This is a genomic window from Cognatilysobacter segetis, assembly GCF_004359965.1.
Lineage (GTDB): Bacteria > Pseudomonadota > Gammaproteobacteria > Xanthomonadales > Xanthomonadaceae > Cognatilysobacter > Cognatilysobacter segetis.
In genome coordinates this window covers 1-4,019 of the sequence record NZ_SMRQ01000090.1, presented here as the reverse complement: position 1 = coordinate 4,019, position 4,019 = coordinate 1, and the positions used below count along the sequence as shown (strand labels likewise).

General features: G+C 69.0%; 5 protein-coding genes. All 5 read left to right on the top strand.

All coding sequences use genetic code 11. The features are described 5' to 3' along the window. A partial coding sequence (locus tag E4F61_RS13675) for an FG-GAP repeat domain-containing protein (RefSeq protein WP_133480178.1) occupies positions 1-437 on the top strand: 437 nt, incomplete at its 5' end. A 134-nt stretch (positions 438-571) separates the two neighbouring features. Beyond that, on the top strand, positions 572-1,279 hold the full coding sequence (locus E4F61_RS13670) for a CoA transferase subunit A (protein WP_133480177.1): 708 nt from the start codon (positions 572-574) through the stop codon (positions 1,277-1,279). A gap of 10 nt (positions 1,280-1,289) precedes the next feature. Then, positions 1,290-1,919 (top strand): CoA transferase subunit B, encoded by a 630-nt coding sequence (locus E4F61_RS13665; protein WP_133480176.1) that lies wholly within the window; start codon positions 1,290-1,292, stop codon positions 1,917-1,919. Between the two features lie 30 nt (positions 1,920-1,949). Next, complete coding sequence (locus tag E4F61_RS13660; protein WP_133480175.1) at positions 1,950-2,435, top strand: hypothetical protein; 486 nt, start codon at positions 1,950-1,952, stop codon at positions 2,433-2,435. A gap of 271 nt (positions 2,436-2,706) precedes the next feature. Beyond that, positions 2,707-4,019 (top strand): FG-GAP repeat domain-containing protein (locus E4F61_RS13655; protein WP_238382951.1); only part of this gene is annotated, 1,313 nt, incomplete at its 3' end.

Here is a 4,019-nt window from a genome sequence, read left to right as displayed (position 1 = left end):
ACGGCGATGGCCGCATGGACGTGCTGACGCTCAGCAGCGCGGAGGTGCGGGTCTCGCTGGCGCAGTCGTCGGGCGGTTTCGGCCCGTCGACCTTCATCGCCGCCCGACCGCCGGCCGGCTGGAACTTCGCCGGCGCGGGCGACGTCAACGGTGACGGCAAGGCCGACGTGATCTGGCACAACGTCAATTCCGGCGAGCTGTACTACTGGCTCATGGTCAGCAACACGATCATCGGCGGCCAGGGCGGCTCGTACCTGCCGATCGGGTCGACGGTGCTGGGCGTCGGCGATTACAGCGGCGATGGACGGACGGATGTCATGTCGCTCGCCGGCGGCAACGTGAATGTGTCGATCATGCAGCCGTCCGGGCTCTTCGCAGGTATCGCCTTCGCAGGCGCTCGCCCCGCGGGCAGCTACGTGTTCGCGCCGGTGCCCTGAACCGGATAGGCGTCTTGAGCGGACGGCGTGCTTCGGCACGCCGTCTTCTTTTGCGGACACGCATCGGTCGAAAGTACGGTGCGGCGCAACATCGGCGCCGCTAGAATCGCCGTTCCCCGAACCGGAGTGCCCGCATGGCCGCGCGCAGCAAGGTCTATCCCGATGCCAGGACGGCGCTCGCCGATCTCGTCGCCGACCACCAGACGCTCGCCGTCGGCGGTTTCGGCCTGTGCGGCATCCCCGAGGCGCTGATCGCCGCGCTGCGCGACTCGGGCGTCAAGGACCTGACCGCGATCTCCAACAACGCGGGCGTCGACGGCTTCGGCCTCGGCCAGCTGCTCGCGACGCGGCAGATCCGCAAGATGATTTCGTCGTACGTGGGCGAGAACAAGGAGTTCGAGCGCCAGTTCCTGGCCGGCGAACTCGAGCTCGAGTTCAATCCGCAGGGCACGCTGGCCGAGCGCCTGCGCGCGGGCGGCGCGGGCATTCCGGCGTTCTTCACGCGCACCGGCTACGGCACGGTCGTGGCCGAGGGCAAGGAGACGCGCGAATTCGACGGCCACATGTACGTCATGGAGACCGCGCTGCGCGCCGACGTGTCGCTGGTGAAGGCGTGGAAGGCCGACGAGGCGGGCAACCTGGTGTTCCGCAAGACCGCACGCAACTTCAACCCGGCCTGCGCGATGGCGGGCAGGGTCTGCGTGGCGGAGGTGGAGGAACTCGTGCCGATCGGCGCGATCGACCCCGACCACGTGCACCTGCCGGGCATCTACGTCGACCGCATCGTGGTCAACGCTTCGCCCGAGAAGCGCATCGAACAGCGCACCGTGCGCGCCGCCTGAGGATCCCGACATGCCCTGGACCCGCGACGAAATGGCGCAGCGCGCCGCCCGCGAACTCACCGACGGCGCCTACGTCAACCTCGGCATCGGCCTGCCGACGCTGGTGGCGAACTACATTCCCGACGGCATGGGCGTCTGGCTGCAGAGCGAGAACGGCCTGCTCGGCATCGGCCCGTTCCCGACCGAGGCCGAAATCGACGCCGACCTGATCAACGCCGGCAAGCAGACCGTCACCACCGTGCCGGGCGCGAGCTTCTTCGGCAGCCACGATTCCTTCGCGATGATCCGCGGCGGGCATATCGACCTTGCGATCCTCGGCGCGATGCAGGTCACCGACAGGGGCGACCTCGCCAACTGGATGGTGCCCGGCAAGATGGTCAAGGGCATGGGCGGCGCGATGGACCTGGTCGCGGGCGTCAAGCGCGTGGTCGTGCTGATGGAGCACACCGCCAAGAGCGGCGAGCACAAGATCCTGCGGGACTGCACGCTACCGCTGACCGGCGTCGGCGTGGTGAACCGGATCATCACCGACCTCGCGGTGATGGACGTGACCGCGGACGGCCTGAGGCTGGTGGAGTTGGCGCCGAGCGTGTCGCGCGCGGAACTCCTGGAGCGCACGGGCTGTCCGATCGCGGGATAATCGTCCTTCGCGTCCGTCCGGAGTCGCCTCATGTTCAAGCGCATCGCACTCGTTCCGCTGGTTTTCGCCCTCGCACTCTCGGGCTGCGGCTCCGACGACCAGCAGACCGTCGCCCCGGACGTTCCCGGCAAGGCGCGTCGGAGCGACGGCGCGTTCCCGGGCCTGCAGAAGGATCCGCTGGGCGCGGTTCCCTACACGGTGCCGGCCAACGCGCTCACGCTCGGCAATGCGCTCGGCCCGAACGGTGCGGTCGCCACGCCGGCGTCGACGTTCACGGTGAACGACACGATCCACGTGACGTTCCCGATGACGGGTCGTACACCCGGTGCGCCGGTCACGGTCTTCTGGACCTACCAGGACGGCCGGACCCACCACGAGGAGCGCGGCCCGTTGCCTGCCGGTACGTTCGGCCACTACACCTTCTCGAAGGCCGAGGGCATGCAGCCGGGCAGGTACAACGTCGAAGTGCAGATCGCGAACCGACCGATCGGTATTTCGGACTTCGTCGTTCAGTAATTCAGCCGATAGGGCTAATTCTCAGGGTCGCGCGGTCGATCCGCTTGACTCTGTTGACCTGCCGCCGCCTCATCCCGCCTCATCCCGCGGACGGCCCGCCATGAACGCTCGGCACGCATTGCTCACCCTCGTGGCCGCTGTCGCGCTGACGGGCTGCCCACGGGAGGAGGCCCATGTCGACGCGGCCTACGCCCCGCCCGCGGCCGCGCAGGCTGGGCAGCGGGCGACGCTCCGCTCGCCGGCAGCGGCCGTGCCGCTCGAAGGCCCCGCCATGTCCGAGATCGTCGCCCACGCGGGCGCGGTCTCGCCGGCATGGTCGCGATCGGCCGCGGCGGCATCCGACGCGCCGTTACGCGCGGCGCCGCGCGACTTCAATCTCGACGGCCGCTCCGACATCGTCTGGCACAACGTCAACTCGGGCGAGCTGTACTACTGGCTGATGGGCCCGAACGGCGTCGTCGGCGAGAACGGCAATGCGTACCTGCCCACCGGGCATACCGCGCTCGGCACGGGCGACTTCAACGGCGATGGCCGTACCGACGTGGTCTCCGCCAGCAGCGTCGACGTGCGCATTTCCTTCGGCCAACCCACCTGGGGCTTCGACGTGGCGCAGGTCGTGTCCGCGCGCCCGCCGGGCGTGTGGACGCTCGCGGGCATCACCGACGTCAACGGCGACGGCAAGAGCGACCTGGTCTGGCATCACCGCGGATCGGGCGAGCTGTACTACTGGTTGATGGACGGCACGAGCATCTTCGCCAGCCAGGGCGGCGCGTACCTGCCGGCCGGCTCCGTCGCGCTCGCCGGCGGCGACTTCGACGGCGATGGCCGCGGCGACATTCTTTCGGCCACGCCGACCGAAGTGCGCATCTCCTTCGGTCCGCGTGCCGGCGCCGGCTGGATCTTCAGCGAGGCGACGCTGGTGCAGTCGCGCCCGCCGGCCGAATGGCGTTTTGCCGGCGTCGGCGACATCGACGGCGATGGCCGCACCGACGTGCTCTGGCACAACACGCAGACACGCGAGATCTACGACTGGCTGATGTCCGGTGTCGTCGTCGCCGGCGGCCAGGGCGGCACGCTGCTGCCCGAACGCGGCCGCAGCCTGGCCACGGGCGACATCGATGGCGATGGTCGGGCCGACCTGATCTACATGGGCGAGGGCGATATCCGTATCGCCACGGCACGCGTCGATGGCAGTTTCGGTGCGCCGACGACCGTGGGCCGCGTGCCCTTCGCCGGCTGGAAGTTCGTCGACGACGTCGAGAAGCCGCGTGCTGCCGTTCGTGGTGATGTCGATGGCGACGGCAAGGGGGACCTGCTTTTCTTCAATACGCAGACGCGCGAGCTGTACGCCTGGCTCCTCGATGGCGCGACGGTCGCGAACGAGCAGGGCGGCACCTACCTGCCAGAGGGCTTCTCGCCGCTGGCGACCGGCGACTTCAACGGCGACGGTCGCGTCGATGTGTTCTCTACTGATGGATCCGAGGTGCGCCTTTCGCTCGCGCGACCGGACGGTGGTTTCGGCGAAAGCATGCGTGTTGCCGACCGGCCTGCCGCGAATTGGCTGTTCGGCGGCCTCGGCGACGT

Coding starts and splice junctions, on each gene's coding strand:
- E4F61_RS13670 (WP_133480177.1), top strand. CDS start 572: ATGGCCGCGCGCAGCAAGGTCTATCCCGATGCCAGGACGGCGCTCGCC.
- E4F61_RS13665 (WP_133480176.1), top strand. CDS start 1,290: ATGCCCTGGACCCGCGACGAAATGGCGCAGCGCGCCGCCCGCGAACTC.
- E4F61_RS13660 (WP_133480175.1), top strand. CDS start 1,950: ATGTTCAAGCGCATCGCACTCGTTCCGCTGGTTTTCGCCCTCGCACTC.